This is a genomic window from Thioclava sp. F34-6 (genome assembly GCF_002213235.1).
GTDB classification, from domain to species: domain Bacteria; phylum Pseudomonadota; class Alphaproteobacteria; order Rhodobacterales; family Rhodobacteraceae; genus Thioclava; species Thioclava nitratireducens.
This window is the reverse complement of sequence record NZ_NBOA01000008.1, coordinates 40,635-54,821: the sequence shown is the minus strand read 5'-3', so window position 1 is coordinate 54,821 and position 14,187 is coordinate 40,635. Positions and strand designations below refer to the sequence as shown.

Sequence of the window (14,187 nt, the reverse complement as noted above, 5' to 3'; positions counted from 1 at the left end):
CGAAGGAGGTGGGGTATGGAATGGCGTCTGGCAGGGGCTGCGGAGCAAGGGCGGGCGATCGCCGCCGGGCAGCTCGATCCGGTGGAGCAGACCGAGGCCTATCTCGCAGCGGCTGAAGCGTCGGAAGACATCTATGCGCGCCTTACGCCGCAGCGCGCCCGCGACGAGGCGATGGCCGCGCATCAGCGCGCCAAGCAGGGCCGTCGGCGCGGGATGCTCGATGGCGTTGCGCTGTCGTGGAAGGATCTGTTCGACACCGCGGGCGTGGCGACGGAAGCGGGCACGCGGTTGCTGGCCGGGCGCGTGCCCGAGCGCGACGCCGATGTGCTGATCGAGGCCACGCTGGGGGGCTCGGTCTGTCTGGGCAAGACGCATATGACCGAACTGGCTTTCTCCGGGCTGGGCGTGAACCCGATGACGGCGACGCCGCCGAACATCCATGATCCCGAACTCGCGCCGGGCGGGTCTTCCTCCGGAGCGGCGCTGTCGGTGGCGCGCGGCTTGGCGGCGGCGGCCGTCGGATCGGACACGGGCGGGTCGGTGCGCATTCCTGCGGCATGGAACGATCTGGTGGGGCTGAAGACCACGCATGGCCGGATCACGACCAAGGGTGTCGTGCCGCTGTGTAGGAGCTTCGACACGATCGGTCCGTTGACACGCAACGTCGAGGACGCGGCCCACGTGCTGGCGCTGCTCGAAGGGCGTGCCGCGCCGGATCTGCGCGACGCAAGCCTCAGTGGCAAACGGCTGCTGGTGCTCGAAGGGCTGCCGTTCGAGGGCACCCGCGAAAAGCCGGTGCAAGGCTTTGAGCGGGCTGTTGAGGCCTTCGCTAAGGCGGGTGCGGTGATCGAGCGGCGGGGCTTGCCGATGGTGCGCCCGGCGATGGACCTTTCCGGCGTTCTCTTCGCGCCCGAGGCCTATGGCGAATGGAAGCACGAGATCGAAGCCGCGCCCGAGAAGATGTTCGCAGCGATCCTCGAGCGGTTCCGCAGCGGGCGCGACGCTCTGGCCTCGGATTACGCCAAGGGGTGGCACGCGCTGGAGGGCTATCGCGCCGCCTATCTGGAGGCGACTGCGGAATATGACGCCGTTCTGGTGCCGACATCGCCGATCCTGCCGCCCGATGTCCGCCGCCTTCTCAGCGACAAGCGCTATTTCCAAGAGGAAAACGTGCTCGCCCTGCGCAACACCCGGATCGGCAACGTGCTGGGGCTGTGCGCGCTGAACCTTCCGACGGGAATCCCAAGCTGTGGTATTTCGCTGATGGCGCCGCCCATGACAGAGGATCGATTGCTGCGTTTGGGCATGTGCGCCGAATCGGCGCTGGCCTGAAAACCACATTTCTTGTGGTCAACCCGCTCTGGAGCTTGTCTTTTTCTGGACGAAACGGCGGAGCTTTTGTAACCTCGTCGGTAATAAGGGGCGACATAGACCCCATTCGATGAGGCACAGATGGACTTTCCCGAGCGGTTTTCGAACCTGCCCGAATACGCATTTCCGCGTTTGCGCGCGCTGCTCGATTCGCATGAACCGGGCGGCGACGTCTTGGCCATGTCCATCGGTGAGCCGCGCCATCCGATGCCCGAGTTCGTGGGTGATGTCATTGCGCAAAGCCTTGGAGAGTTTGGGAAATATCCCGCCAACGACGGCACGCCCGAATTGCTGGACGCGATCTCTGGCTGGCTCAAGCGGCGCTATTCGGTCGAGATCGGGCCGGAGCGGATCATGGCGCTCAACGGCACCCGCGAGGGTCTTTACAACGCCGCGATGGCGCTTTCGCCCGAACAGAAACGCGGCAAGACGCCCGTGATCGCGATCCCGAACCCGTTCTATCAGGTCTACGCGGTGGCCGCGGCAGCGGTCGGCGCGGAGCCGGTTTTCGTGCCCGCAGGCGCCGAGACCGGGTTTTTGCCTAATTATTCGGCACTTCCGGCGGAGGTGCTGGACCGCGTCACCGTCGCCTATCTGTGCTCGCCCTCGAACCCGGAGGGCGCAGTCGCGAGCCGCGAATATCTGGCCGATCTGCTGCATCTGGCCGAGAAGCACGACTTCATGGTTTTCGCCGACGAGTGCTATTCCGAAATCTGGCGCGAGGCCCCGCCGCCCGGTGCGGCACAGGTCGCCGCCGAGGAAGGCATCGACCCCGAGCGCGTGGTGATCTTCCATTCGCTCTCGAAGCGGTCGAACCTGCCGGGTCTGCGCTCGGGCTTCCTCGCCGCCGGGCCGCAAAGCATTAAACATATCCGTCGCCTGCGCGCCTATGCCGGTTCACCGCTGCCGCAGCCGCTGCAGCGCGTGGCAGAGCGGGCCTGGGCGGATGAGGCTCATGTCACGGAAAATCGTCGTCTTTACGCCGAGAAATACGAGATCGCGGGACAGGTCTTCGACGGCGTCGATGGCTTCCAGCTGCCGCAGGGCGGCTTCTTCCTCTGGCTTCCCGTCGAAGACGGGGAGGCAGCGGCGCTCAAGCTTTGGACAGAGACCGGCATTCGCGTGCTGCCGGGCGCCTATCTCGCGCGCGAGGTGAACGGGGAAAACCCCGGCCAGAAATATATTAGGGTGGCTCTGGTCGCCCCAAAAGCAGAAACGCAGCGCGGGCTCACGCAGCTTCGCGACTGCCTATACGGTTGAGGACGGTAGGTTATGGCATCTTATCAGGTTCGACAGCGCGATCCGCTTTTCGATCAGGACACGCAAGCCGTTCTGGAACGGCGTGGCAAGGAATTGGTAGGGGGGCTGCTGGTCGTCTTCGGCCTGCTCGCCGCGATGATGCTTTTCTCCTATCATCCCGAAGATCCAAGCTGGATGGCAGCCTCGGATGAGCCGGTGCAGAACTGGCTCGGCCGGATCGGCGCCGGGATCGCCTCGCCGTTGTTCGTGATCGTGGGTCACGGCGCGTGGTTGCTGCCTGCGGCGCTGGTGGCCTGGGGCCTGCGCATGATCACCCATCGCGGCGAAGAGCGCCTCGTTTCGCGGATGATCTTCTTCCCGATCGCCGTGGCCGTCGCCTCCGTCTATGCAGCGCTTCTGGTGCCGGGCGATCAATGGGGTCAGGCCTTCGGCCTTGGTGGGCATTTCGGCGACATGATCGCGGGCGCGATGCTGGGGATCGTTCCGATCTCCGGCGTGGTCGGGCTGAAGCTTCTGTCGCTGGTCCTCGCCGCGGCAATGCTGGCCATGGCGACCTTCGTTCTCGGCTTCACCAAGCCCGAGTTGCGCGCGATCACGCGTTTCATGTGGCTGGGCACGGTCGCGGTCTATGTCGGTGTGATGAACGTTCTGGGTCGCGGGGCCTCGGCCTCGGTCATGGGGGCGCGCTCGGCGGCGGAGCGTGCGCGCCAGCGTCGCGCCGAAGCCGCCGAACGTGCCGCTGAGCAGGCGGCTTGGGAAGAGCAGCAGGCGCTCGCCGCGCAGCATTGGGCCCCGGAGGTCGAAGCCGCCCCGGCCGCGCGCCCGTCCTTCCTGTCTCGCATCCGTCGCCCGGTGGAGCCGGACTACGATCCCTATGATGCCTCGCCGGAGCTGTTCGAGACCGAGCCCTATTGGGACGACCAGCCGACGGCCGCGCCCACCGAAGATCGGATCCGTGCGCGCATCAGCCAGGCGGTGCAGAACCGCAAGGCCGCACCGGTCGCCACCGATTACGCGCCCGAGCCTGCCGGAGCGCCGCTGCATCACGATATGCCCGAAACCTTCGCCGAGCCCGAGCCGGCGCCGCCGCGCCCTTCGGCCTCGGTGCTCGCCGCCGTCGCCAAGCGTCTCGCGCGCGGCCCGCGCCAGCCGCAGGTGGTCCATCAGGAGCCGCCGCTGCGGGCCGAGCCGCAATTGCGTGCGGAGCCACCGCTTCGGGCCAAGCCGCGTTTCATGCCGGGCTTCGGCGCACCGGCCGCAACCGCCCCGGAGCGCGCGTCCGAAATGGCGACCTATGCCGAGGCCGAAGAGCCGCATATGACGGCTGCCGAGCAGGTCGCACAGGAACGCGAATACGCAGGCGAAGAGAGCCGCGACTGGACCCACCCGGATTACGAAGGCTTCGAACCCGATCTCCGCGATATGCGCACCGAGCATTTCTATGCCGGCGAGCCACATTCCTTCGACGAGACCGGCAATGCGCAATGGATCGAGGAAGACGTGGTGCCGGAAATCCCGGCCTCGGCGCGTGGCCTCGACCGTCAGGTCATCAAACAGCCCGAGCCGAAGCGCGTGGTGCAGCCCGCGGCGAAACCCGCGGCCCCGTCGCGTCGTGCGATCGAAGAGGCGCAGCCCAAGATGACTTTCGAGAAGCCGCAGACTGCGCCCTTCGAAATGCCGCCGCTGTCGCTGCTGACCAATCCCACGACGATCCAGCGCCACCAGCTCTCGGATGAGGCGCTGGAGGAGAACGCACGGATGCTCGAGACCGTGCTCGACGATTACGGCGTGAAGGGCGAGATCGTCTCGGTCCGCCCGGGCCCGGTTGTCACGATGTATGAACTCGAGCCCGCGCCGGGTCTCAAAGCCAGCCGCGTGATCGGTCTGGCCGACGATATCGCCCGCTCGATGTCGGCGCTGTCGGCACGCGTTTCGACCGTGCCGGGCCGTTCGGTGATCGGCATCGAACTGCCCAACGACCACCGCGAGAAGGTGGTGCTGCGCGAGATTCTCTCGGCGCGCGACTTCGACGACAAGAACATCAAGCTGCCGCTGGCTCTGGGTAAGACGATCGGTGGCGAGCCTATCGTGACCAACCTCGCGAAGATGCCCCACCTGCTGATCGCGGGGACGACCGGTTCGGGTAAATCCGTCGCGATCAACACGATGATCCTGTCGCTCCTCTACCGTCTGACGCCGGAAGAGTGCCGCCTGATCATGATCGACCCGAAGATGCTCGAACTCTCCGTCTATGACGGCATCCCGCATCTGCTCAGCCCCGTCGTGACCGATCCGAAGAAAGCCGTCGTCGCCCTGAAATGGGTCGTCTCCGAGATGGAAGAGCGCTATCGCAAGATGTCCAAGATGGGCGTGCGCAACATCGAGGGTTACAACGGTCGCGTGAAGGAGAGCCTTGAGAAAGGCGAGATGTTCAAGCGCACCGTGCAGACCGGCTTCGACGAGGAGACCGGCGAGCCGATCTTCGAGACGGATGAATTCCAGCCCGAACCCTTCCCCTATATCGTCGTGATCGTCGACGAGATGGCGGACCTGATGATGGTCGCGGGCAAAGAAATCGAAGCCTGCATCCAGCGTCTGGCGCAGATGGCGCGGGCCTCGGGCATCCACCTGATCATGGCGACGCAGCGCCCCTCGGTCGATGTCATCACCGGCACGATCAAGGCGAACTTCCCGACCCGGATCTCCTTCCAGGTGACGTCGAAGATCGACAGCCGCACCATTCTGGGCGAGCAGGGCGCCGAGCAGCTTTTGGGCATGGGCGACATGCTCTACATGGCGGGCGGCGGCAAGATTACCCGTTGCCACGGGCCCTTCGTGTCCGACGAGGAAGTCGAGGAAATCGTCAACCATCTCAAGAGCTTCGGCCCGCCGGCCTACATGTCGGGCGTTGTCGAGGGCCCCGATGACGAGGTGGCTTCCGACATCGATCAGGTGCTGGGCCTCAACACTGGCGGCAATACCGGCGGCGAGGATGCGCTCTATGATCAGGCGGTGGGCATCGTGATAAAGGATCGCAAATGCTCGACCTCCTACATCCAGCGCAAGCTGGGCATCGGCTACAACAAGGCCGCGCGCCTCGTGGAGCAGATGGAGGATCAGGGCGTCGTGTCCTCGGCCAACCATGTCGGCAAACGCGAAATCCTCGTGCCCGAACAGCAATAAGCCGGTCACAATCTGAGATGCAGAGCGCCCCGGGGGAGACCTCGGGGCGTTTTGCATTGGGCCGCACGGGCTATCCGCACCCGGTGCGCTGTCATCCGATACTGGGGGAGATGTTATTGAATGACATCCCCGGTTCGGCGCAAATGCGCTCAAGACGGACCCGCAGCGCGATTGGCGCGTTACGGCGGGACTTCCGCTTTCGCAAGGAGTGCCTAAATCTATGGTCATGAAACAGATCCGCATCCTGCTCGCCGCGATCTTCACGCTGGCGCTCGCCCTTCCGGCCTCGGCCGGGAAAGTCTCGCTGAATCAGATATCGTCCTATCTGAACTCGCTGACCTCCGCTTCGGCGGATTTCACGCAGGTCAATTCGGACGGGTCGATCTCGACCGGCAAGCTGTTCATCAAGCGGCCCGGCCGGGCGCGCTTCCAATACAATAACGACAAGACTTTGGTGCTGGCCTCGGCTAACCGCGTCGCTGTGTTCGATCCGAAATCGAACCAGCCACCGGAGCAATACCCGCTGGTGAAGACGCCGCTGAACCTGATCCTCGGGCGCAATATCGACCTGAATCGTAACGGTATGGTCGTGGGCTACACGACGGACGGACCGAAGACGATCGTCACCGCGCAGGACCCGCAGCATCCTGAATACGGGAATATTCAGCTCATCTTCACTGACGGGCCGGTTGAGCTGCGCCAATGGGTGATCACCAACCAGTCGGGCGAGAAGACCACGACGATCCTCAACAACCTCCAAAAAGGCGGCAACTTTGCCACCTCGATGTTCTCGATCGACCAGGCGTTGGCCCAGCGGCGCTGATTGTTCAGCGCCGGCAGGCTTGAAGCTGGATCTCGTACATCTGCGCGCGGGATGCGACTCGGTCGGCCACGGCTAGAAGCCAGGATTTCGACCGGTGTGACCCGCGCGAATAGCCGCCGCGCCCTTCGTGATAGGCGAGATACTGGTTGCGCGCGTCGGCCTTGGAGATGCCGAGCTTCTTCTGCGTGCCATCCATGTACCAACCCATGAAGTCGGTGGCATCCGAGATGCGGTTGCGCCGGGCACCGAAGCGACGGGTATCTTCGCGATACTCGTCCCAGGTGCCGTCGAGGGCTTGGCTGTAGCCGTAGGCAGAGCTCTGGCGGCCCAGCGGGATGATCCCGAGCGCGAAGCGCTGCGGTGTCTTCGCGTTGCCGTCGAACTTGCTTTCCTGGTGGATCGTGGCCATCTGAACCGCGACCGGAACGCCCCATCGGGCCTCCGTCCGGCGCATGGCGTTGAAATATTGCGGACGCTCCTTGATGATCGCGCAGGCGTCATCAAGGTTGCGCGGGGGCTTGGACGGTCCGCCTCCGCAGGCGGCCACCGCAAGCAATACGCCGAGGGCGAGGTATTTCTTCATAGCTGCTCTTCTTTGCTCTGACGGCCTTGTTTTTTGTCATCCTATGCGTAATTGGCCCGTTCGAAAACCGGGAAACGCACGATGTCAGCGGACTGTCGCGACGAATCGGACAATCTGTTTCCGGCGGAAATGAGGCGAAAACGTGGACCTGAGCGGTTTCACGATTTAGGTATTAGGTATGAGGATAGACATGCATACCACGCACGCGAAATATCACATCGGCCAAGTGGTGCGACATCGCAACCACCCGTTCCGGGGGGTGGTCTTCGACGTCGATGCAATCTTCTCCAACTCGCAGGAATGGTACGACGCGATCCCCGAGGAGTCGCGCCCGTCCAAGGATCAGCCCTATTACCACCTGCTCGCGGAGAACGACGAAAGCTACTATGTGGCCTATGTGTCCGAGCAGAACCTCGTCGCGGATTTCTCCGGCGAGCCGGTGAGCCATCCCGATCTCGATGATCTGTTCGGTGAGTTCGGCAACGGCTCCTATCGGCTGCAATTCCAGATGAACTGAACGACCCTGCGGGTTCGGCGCCGGCTTATCCCTCTTGGAGTATCTCAACCGGTTCCAGCGGCATCCGGAAGGCCAGCAGATTGCGCCCGTCCTGCCGGTGATAACCAAGATCGGTCGCGAGGTCGCGGATCAGGAACCAGCCGAAGCCGCCTTCGGGCAGGCTGCTCGGGTCGGGCCGCTCCGGGTCGCGGTCCCGAAGGTCGAGGCAGGCCGGGGGCAGTGGGATCCCGTCATCGCTGACCGAACAGTTGAGCCCTTTTCGGTCGCGGACGATGGATAACGCGATCACGCCCTCCTCGCTTTCGCCGTAGCTGTGTTCGACGATGTTGTTGAGGATTTCCGCGAGGATCAGTTCCAGTGTTCCGGCCTCTTCCTCGGTCATCAGACGGATGAAACGCGCCACCGCAGCCCGCAGGGCATCACGCACCGCGATCGGTGTCGCCGGGAAGCTGAGGTTGAAGACGCGCACCTCGCCCCCATCCGGGCGGGGGTCTGGGCGCGCAGTCGTGGCGGGGGCTCTTGCATTCAGACGCTCACGCATATCTCCGGTCCTTCCCCAAGGCGGTTGCGAGATCGGCATGGATCGGCAGGACCGAATTCATGCGGGTGAGGCGGAAAACTTTCACCACATTCGGTGTCAGCCCGCAAAGCTCCAGCTGTCGGTCGGGGGCGAGCGATTTCATCACCGCCACCACCGCGCCGAGGCCGGAACTGTCGAGAAACTCCACCTTCGAAAGGTCGAGCAGTACCCGCGGCGCGGGCTGCATCGTCACATCGCGCATCCGTTCCTTGAACCTGAGGGCGATCGCAGCGTCCAGCCGCGCCTCGGCCAGATGGACGACAAGCGCGCCTTCCAGCGCTTCGGCAGTAAGGTTCATGTACGCCTCCCGCGATTGATCTGACGGGAAGGCTAGACGGCAATGCTTACCATTCGGTATCCGTGGAACAGGATTTTGGAGGATATCATGGAAAACGTGGTGATCGTCGGAGCGTCGCGCACGCCGATGGGTGGGATGCAGGGCGTCTTCGCAGGTGTGTCTGCGTCCGAACTGGGCGGTGTCGCCATCAAGGCGGCGATGGACGGTGCGGGTGTCGCGCCTGCGCGCATCGAGGAAGTGCTGATGGGCTGCGTGCTGCCCGCAGGTCAGGGGCAGGCGCCCGCGCGGCAGGCGGGTTTCGCGGCGGGCCTCGGCGAAGAGGTGCCCGCGACGACGCTGAACAAGATGTGCGGCTCGGGCATGAAAGCGGCAATGGTGGCCTATGACCAGATCGCGCTTGGCCAGACCGGGGTGATGGTCGCGGGCGGCATGGAGAGCATGACCAACGCGCCTTACATGCTGCCGAAGATGCGCGCAGGGGCGCGGCTCGGCCATGCGCAGGCGCTCGATCACATGTTCCTCGACGGGCTGGAGGACGCCTATGACAAGGGGCGCCTGATGGGCACCTTTGCCGAAGATTGCGCGCAGGCGTTCCAGTTTACCCGCGAGGCGCAGGACGATTACGCGATGGCGTCGCTGAACCGTGCCGTTGCCGCGGAGAAATCCGGGGCCTTCGCGGGTGAGATCGCGCCCGTGACGGTGAAGAGCCGCAAAGGCGAGACCGTGGTCGCGATCGACGAGCAGCCGGGCAATGCGCGCCCCGACAAAATCCCCCAACTCAAGCCCGCCTTCCGCAAGGACGGCACGGTGACGGCGGCGAATTCGTCCTCGATCTCGGACGGGGCGGCGGCGCTGGTGCTGGCCTCCGAGGCCGCGGCGAAGGCCGAGGGGCTGCCGATCCGCGCACGCATTCTGGGCCATGCGAGCCATGCGCAGGCGCCGGCCGATTTCCCGACGGCTCCGGTGCCGGCGGCGGAAAAGCTGCTGAAGAAGCTGGGCTGGACGATCGAGGATGTCGATCTTTGGGAGGTCAACGAGGCCTTCGCGGTCGTGCCAATGGCCTTCATGCACAAGCTGGGCATTTCGCATGACAAGGTAAACGTGAATGGCGGCGCCTGTGCGCTGGGCCATCCGATCGGCGCGTCGGGTGCGCGGATCATCGTGACGCTGCTCAATGCGCTGGAAAAGGCCGGTCTCAAGCGCGGCGTGGCCGCGATCTGCATCGGTGGGGGCGAGGGCACGGCCATCGCGATTGAACGGGTATGAACGTGGATTACCAAGACCTGACGAAACGCATCGCGGCGCTGACCGAGGGCGAGACCGACGAGATCGCGCTGATGGCGACGCTCGCCTGCGAAATCCACCACGCGGATGACCGCTTCGACTGGACCGGCTTCTACCGGGTCACCGAGCCGGAACTACTGAAGATCGGCCCCTATCAGGGGGGACATGGCTGTCTCGTGATCCCGTTCTCGCGCGGGGTCTGCGGGGCGGCGGCCCGCGAGGGGCGCACGCAACTGGTGCCCGATGTCGAGGCTTTCCCGGGCCATATCGCCTGCGCCAGCTCCACCCGTTCGGAACTGGTGATCCCGGTCTATGCGCAGCGGGGCCTCATCGCGGTGCTGGATATCGACAGCGACCAGCCCGACGCCTTCACCGAGGCGGATGCCGCGGCGCTGGAAGCGATCCTGAAAAACGTGTTCGGCCATTTGTGAGGAAGCGATGAAACATACCGGCGCGTGCCTGTGCGGGGCGGTCAGCTACGAGGTCGAGGGAGAGATGCAGCCCGTGGTGGCGTGTCATTGCTCCCAGTGCCGCAAGACCTCCGGCCATGTCTGGGCCTCGTCGCAGGTCGACGCCCATCAGCTCGTGCTGATCAACCGCGACGGGCTGCGCTGGTATCGCTCTTCGGAGACGGCGGAGCGGGGCTTTTGCGCGGTCTGCGGCAGCTCGCTGTTCTGGCGTCTGGATGGGGAGGGGCGGATCTCGATCGCGGCGGGCACGCTTGACCTGCCGACCGGGCTTTCGATGGCGGAGCATATCTTCGTGGCGTACAAGGGCGATTACTACGAAATAGAGCCGGGGCCGCCCCAATCGCCCTGAGGCTTGACCCGACAGGCGGCGCAGTGCATCTCGCAGTCCATGAGTTATGTCTATGACCCGCCAAAGGAGGCCCCGCGCATCCTTCATGCCGATCACGAAATCCTCGTGGTCGACAAGCAGGCGGGGCTTCTCTCGGTGCCGGGCAAGGGGCCGGACAAGGCCGATTGCCTCATTGCGCGGCTGCGGGGGATTTACCCCGAGGTGCTGCTGGTCCATCGGCTCGATACCGATACTTCGGGTGTGATGGTCTTCGCGCTGACGCCCCATGCGCAGCGCCATCTCGGTCTGCAATTCGAGAAGCGCCAGACGAAGAAAGCCTATCAGGCGCGGCTCTGGGGGGAACTGGCCGATAAGGAAGGCCGGGTTGATCTGCCGCTTTGTGTCGACTGGCCGAACCGCCCGCGCCAGCATGTCGATCACCAGAACGGCCGTCCCGCGCAGACCGACTGGCGGGTTATCCGGCATGAGGATGGCTCGACGCGGGTGCGGCTGATGCCGGTGACCGGGCGCAGCCATCAGCTGCGGGTGCATATGGCCGAACTGGGCCATCCGATCCTCGGCGATCCGCTTTATGCCGAAGGGGAGGCGCAGGAGTTCGAGCGTCTGATGCTCCACGCCGAGACGCTGCGCTTTCGCCATCCCGATGGCGGGATGCATATGACCTTCACCGCGCCGGTCCCGTTCTGAAACCGATACAATCGCAGGTCTTTTCCCCGCCTGCGCGCGCAGGCATACTCCTGCGAGACCTATTGCGGAGAGCCCGATGTCCAAACCCTTGCGCCTTGGTGTGAATATCGATCACGTCGCCACCGTGCGGAATGCCCGCGGCTCGGCCTATCCTGACCCGCTGCGCGCCGCGCGTCTGGCCGAGCAGGCCGGAGCCGACGGGATCACCGCGCATCTGCGCGAAGACCGCCGCCATATCCGCGACGCCGATATCGACGCGCTGCGCGGCGGCATCGACATCCCGCTGAATTTCGAGATGGCCGCAACGCCCGAGATGCAGAAGATCGCGCTGCGCCATTTGCCCCATGCCTGCTGCATCGTGCCGGAAAAGCGCGAAGAGGTGACGACCGAAGGCGGTCTGGACGTGGCGGGCGATGTCTTGCGGCTGACCGATTACGTGGGGCCGCTCGTCGAGGCTGGCATCCGCGTGTCGATGTTCATCGGTCATGATCCGGCGCAGATCGAAGCCTCCGCCAAGATCGGCGCGCAGGTGATCGAGCTGCATACCGGCCATTTCTGCGACATGCATTACGCGGGCGATTTCGCCGCGCGTGATGCCGAGCTGGAGGCGCTGAAAGCGGGCGCAGCCTATGCCGACAGTCTCGGGCTGGAGGTCCATGCGGGCCACGGTCTGACCTACGAGACGGTCGAGCCGATCGCCGAGATGAAGCAGATCCGCGAGTTGAACATCGGCCATTTCCTGATCTCCGAGGCGATCTTCGTGGGGCTCGGCCCCGCGATCGTGCATATGCGCAAGCTGATGGACGCGGCGCGGGGCTGAGGCGGCATGATCCTCGGCATCGGCACCGATCTCGCGAATATCGAGAGGATCGAGCGCACGCTCGAACGCTTCGGCGACCGTTTCCGCAACCGCGTCTTCACCGAGATCGAGCAGCGCAAGGCCGAGCGCCGCAAGGATGTGGCGGGCACCTATGCCAAACGGTGGGCGGCGAAAGAAGCCTGTTCCAAAGCGCTTGGGACCGGGTTGCGGATGGGCATCGCGTGGAAGGATATGGCGGTCACGAATCTGCCAACGGGACAGCCGGTGATGCAGGTCACGGGCTGGGCGGCGGACCGGCTTAAGGAAATGACACCAGAGGGTTACGAGGCCGTCATCCATGTGACGCTGACGGATGACCACCCCTGGGCGCAGGCCTTTGTCGTGATCGAGGCCCGCAAGCTTTCTTGACTCGGGCGCGAGGCCGCGTATTGAGGCCAGGGAATTTTGAGGCAGGGTAAGAGATAATGGCGAAGAACAAGGCCGAGGGCGGTATCCTCGACACGATCAAGACGATTGTCTGGGCACTGGTGATCGCGGGGGTGTTCCGCACGCTGTTCTTCCAGCCCTTCTGGATTCCCTCCGGCTCGATGAAGGACACGCTGCTGATCGGCGACTTCCTCTTCGTGAACAAGATGGCCTATGGCTATTCGCGCTATTCCTGCCCGTTCTCGGCCTGTCCCTTCGACGGACGCCTGCTGGCCCGCGACCCCAAACGCGGCGACGTGGTGGTGTTCCGCCATCCGACGAAGAACGTCGATTTCATCAAGCGTTTGATCGGCCTGCCGGGCGACAAGATCCAGATGATCAACGGCGTGCTGCAGATCAACGGCAAAGCGGTCGAGATGAAGCCCGAGCCCGATTTCGAGGAAGTCATGCAACCGCAGGGTCCGCAGGGGCTGTTGCCGCGCTGCTCGAATTCGCCGGTCGGCATGGGCGATACCTGCATCAAGAAACGCTATGCCGAGACGCTGCCCAACGGCGTCACGCATGACATTCTGCAGATCAATAATGACGGTCCCGTGGACAACACGCCCGTCTACACCGTGCCCGAGGGCATGTATTTCTTCATGGGCGACAACCGCGACAATTCCGAGGACAGCCGCTTCCCGCAATCGGTGGGCGGTCTCGGCTTCGTCCCGAAAGAGAACCTGATCGGCCGGGCGGACCGGGTGATGTTCTCCTCGGCGGGTCGCTCGCTGTTCTACTTCTGGACCTGGCGTCCGGATCGGTTCTTCAAGGCGATCATTTGAAGCTGAGCGCGGAGATCAAGGCATTCGAGAAGCGCCTCGGGCACAAGTTCAAACGGCCCGAGCTGCTCGCGCGTGCGCTGACGCATAGCTCGATCTCCACGCCGACCCGGCCCGACAACCAGCGGCTGGAATTTCTGGGCGACCGCGTTCTGGGCCTCGTGATGGCCGAGGCGCTGTTCCTAGGCGACCGTGCCGCTTCCGAGGGGCAGATGGCGCCGCGCTTCAACGCGCTCGTGCGCAAGGAGGCCTGCGCCGATATCGCCCGCAAGATCGACCTTGGCGCGGTGCTCAAGCTCGGCCGATCCGAGATGATGACCGGCGGGCGGCGCAAGCTGGCGCTGCTGGGCGACGCGATGGAGGCGGTGATCGCCGCCGTCTATCTCGATGGCGGGTTCGAGGCGGCGAAGGAGCTGATCCTGCGGCTCTGGGAAGACCGGCTCGACAGTGTCGAGGAGGACGCCCGCGACCCGAAAACCGCGCTGCAGGAATGGGCGCAGGCACGCGGTCTGCCGCCACCGCGCTACGAGATCACCCATCGCGACGGTCCCGATCACGCCCCCAATTTCACCATCGAGGTGAGTCTCGAGAACGGCGCGCGCGAAACGGCCAAGGCCGGATCGAAGCGTCAGGGCGAGATGACGGCGGCGAAGACGCTGCTGAAACGTCTGGAAGACGGCGCCGAGGGCTGAGATTTCGTTGGGACCGGGGCGAC

The 14,187-nt window shown here is 64.5% G+C and carries 16 protein-coding genes; 13 read left to right on the top strand and 3 right to left on the bottom strand.

What is annotated here, in order from left to right:
• The first annotated feature begins 15 nt into the window (after positions 1-15).
• The 4 genes from B6V72_RS16825 (at position 16) to B6V72_RS16810 (ending at position 6,637) form a co-directional block, all read left to right on the top strand.
• Complete coding sequence (locus tag B6V72_RS16825; RefSeq protein WP_088720519.1) at positions 16-1,332, top strand: amidase family protein; 1,317 nt, start codon at positions 16-18, stop codon at positions 1,330-1,332.
• 120 nt (positions 1,333-1,452) lie between these two features.
• Entirely contained in the window at positions 1,453-2,631 is a 1,179-nt protein-coding gene (locus B6V72_RS16820) for an aminotransferase class I/II-fold pyridoxal phosphate-dependent enzyme (RefSeq protein WP_088736088.1), read from the top strand.
• Between the two features lie 12 nt (positions 2,632-2,643).
• A complete protein-coding gene (locus B6V72_RS16815) occupies positions 2,644-5,814 on the top strand; it encodes a DNA translocase FtsK (protein ID WP_088736087.1) in 3,171 nt (1,056 codons plus the stop codon).
• 226 nt (positions 5,815-6,040) lie between these two features.
• Positions 6,041-6,637, top strand: coding sequence for an outer membrane lipoprotein carrier protein LolA (locus B6V72_RS16810; protein ID WP_075776891.1), 597 nt, complete (start codon positions 6,041-6,043; stop codon positions 6,635-6,637).
• Positions 6,638-6,641: 4 nt separating this feature from the next.
• On the opposite strand, the gene B6V72_RS16805 is transcribed toward B6V72_RS16810, so the two are convergent.
• On the bottom strand, positions 6,642-7,220 hold the full coding sequence (locus B6V72_RS16805; protein ID WP_075776840.1) for a lytic transglycosylase: 579 nt from the start codon (positions 7,218-7,220) through the stop codon (positions 6,642-6,644).
• Positions 7,221-7,410: 190 nt separating this feature from the next.
• Between B6V72_RS16805 and hspQ the strand changes: the two genes are divergently transcribed.
• On the top strand, positions 7,411-7,737 hold the full coding sequence (gene hspQ / locus B6V72_RS16800) for a heat shock protein HspQ (protein WP_075776841.1): 327 nt from the start codon (positions 7,411-7,413) through the stop codon (positions 7,735-7,737).
• Between the two features lie 25 nt (positions 7,738-7,762).
• On the opposite strand, the gene B6V72_RS16795 is transcribed toward hspQ, so the two are convergent.
• A complete protein-coding gene (locus B6V72_RS16795; protein ID WP_158275138.1) occupies positions 7,763-8,278 on the bottom strand; it encodes an ATP-binding protein in 516 nt (171 codons plus the stop codon).
• The gene (locus tag B6V72_RS16790) at positions 8,271-8,615 is read right to left on the bottom strand and encodes an STAS domain-containing protein (protein ID WP_088736086.1); all 345 of its coding nucleotides are present in this window, start codon (positions 8,613-8,615) and stop codon (positions 8,271-8,273) included. Before B6V72_RS16790 ends, B6V72_RS16795 begins: the two co-directional genes overlap by 8 nt.
• Before the next feature lie 87 nt (positions 8,616-8,702).
• On the opposite strand from B6V72_RS16790, the gene B6V72_RS16785 reads away from it, so the two are divergent.
• The 8 genes from B6V72_RS16785 (at position 8,703) to rnc (ending at position 14,164) form a co-directional block, all read left to right on the top strand.
• Positions 8,703-9,881, top strand: a complete 1,179-nt coding sequence (locus B6V72_RS16785) for an acetyl-CoA C-acyltransferase (RefSeq protein ID WP_075776843.1) — start codon at positions 8,703-8,705, stop codon at positions 9,879-9,881.
• On the top strand, positions 9,878-10,330 hold the full coding sequence (locus B6V72_RS16780) for a GAF domain-containing protein (RefSeq protein WP_088736085.1): 453 nt from the start codon (positions 9,878-9,880) through the stop codon (positions 10,328-10,330). Before B6V72_RS16785 ends, B6V72_RS16780 begins: the two co-directional genes overlap by 4 nt.
• Before the next feature lie 7 nt (positions 10,331-10,337).
• Entirely contained in the window at positions 10,338-10,718 is a 381-nt protein-coding gene (locus B6V72_RS16775; protein WP_088720514.1) for a GFA family protein, read from the top strand.
• Positions 10,719-10,757: 39 nt separating this feature from the next.
• Entirely contained in the window at positions 10,758-11,405 is a 648-nt protein-coding gene (locus B6V72_RS16770; RefSeq protein WP_088736084.1) for a pseudouridine synthase, read from the top strand.
• Positions 11,406-11,481: 76 nt separating this feature from the next.
• Entirely contained in the window at positions 11,482-12,225 is a 744-nt protein-coding gene (locus tag B6V72_RS16765) for a pyridoxine 5'-phosphate synthase (RefSeq protein WP_088736083.1), read from the top strand.
• Positions 12,226-12,231: 6 nt separating this feature from the next.
• On the top strand, positions 12,232-12,633 hold the full coding sequence (acpS, locus tag B6V72_RS16760; protein ID WP_075776848.1) for a holo-ACP synthase: 402 nt from the start codon (positions 12,232-12,234) through the stop codon (positions 12,631-12,633).
• Between the two features lie 53 nt (positions 12,634-12,686).
• Positions 12,687-13,475 carry a signal peptidase I gene (lepB, locus tag B6V72_RS16755; RefSeq protein ID WP_168173072.1) on the top strand — a complete coding sequence of 263 codons (789 nt, stop codon included), beginning with the start codon at positions 12,687-12,689 and terminating at the stop codon, positions 13,473-13,475.
• Positions 13,472-14,164 (top strand): ribonuclease III, encoded by a 693-nt coding sequence (rnc, locus tag B6V72_RS16750; RefSeq protein WP_088723441.1) that lies wholly within the window; start codon positions 13,472-13,474, stop codon positions 14,162-14,164. The genes lepB and rnc overlap by 4 nt, the downstream gene beginning before the upstream one ends.
• Positions 14,165-14,187 lie beyond the last annotated feature (23 nt).